1 protein-coding gene is annotated in these 540 nt (G+C 32.4%); it reads right to left on the bottom strand.

Features of this window, described 5'->3' with window-relative positions; genetic code table 11:
• On the bottom strand, window positions 1–405 hold a 405-nt coding region (locus tag BW716_RS35395), incomplete at its 3' end, for a UDP-3-O-acyl-N-acetylglucosamine deacetylase (RefSeq protein WP_179091433.1).
• Between the last annotated feature and the right edge of the window lie 135 nt (window positions 406–540).

The following is a 540-nucleotide window of genomic DNA, read 5'->3' as shown; positions in this document are numbered from 1 at the left end:
AATAACTTCTTTTACCACATATACATTACGTTTAGCATCTTGTTCTTCGATACCGGCTTTTTCAATCGCTTCAACAAAATATTTTGAAGAACCATCCATAATAGGAAGTTCAGAAGCATTCAATTCTATAATAACGTTATCCAAATCGCAACCAACCAATGCCGCTAAAACGTGTTCAGGAGTTTGAATTTTTACACCTAATTTTTCTAAATTAGTACCTCTTTGCGTATTAACAACATAATTAGCATCTGCTTCGATCACGGGCTGACCTTGCAAATCTACTCTTACAAAAGTGAAACCATTATTAATTGGAGCTGGTTTAAAAGTCATTGTAACTTCTTTTCCAGTGTGTAATCCAACGCCTGTTAGTGAAATTTCATTTTTGATGGTCTTCTGTTTAACCATTATTTCCATTTTTTGGGTTTATTATTTGTTTTTTTAATTCATCAATTTCGGCAACAATTTTAGGCAGATTCTTGAAATGTACATACGATTTATTAAAATCCGTATATGCAAGAGATGGTGTTCCATGCAATATTT

The organism is [Flexibacter] sp. ATCC 35208 (genome assembly GCF_001975825.1).
GTDB lineage: Bacteria > Bacteroidota > Bacteroidia > Chitinophagales > Chitinophagaceae > Chitinophaga.
The sequence above is the reverse complement of the archived record's forward strand: the minus strand, read 5'-3'. Positions and strand labels throughout refer to the sequence as shown.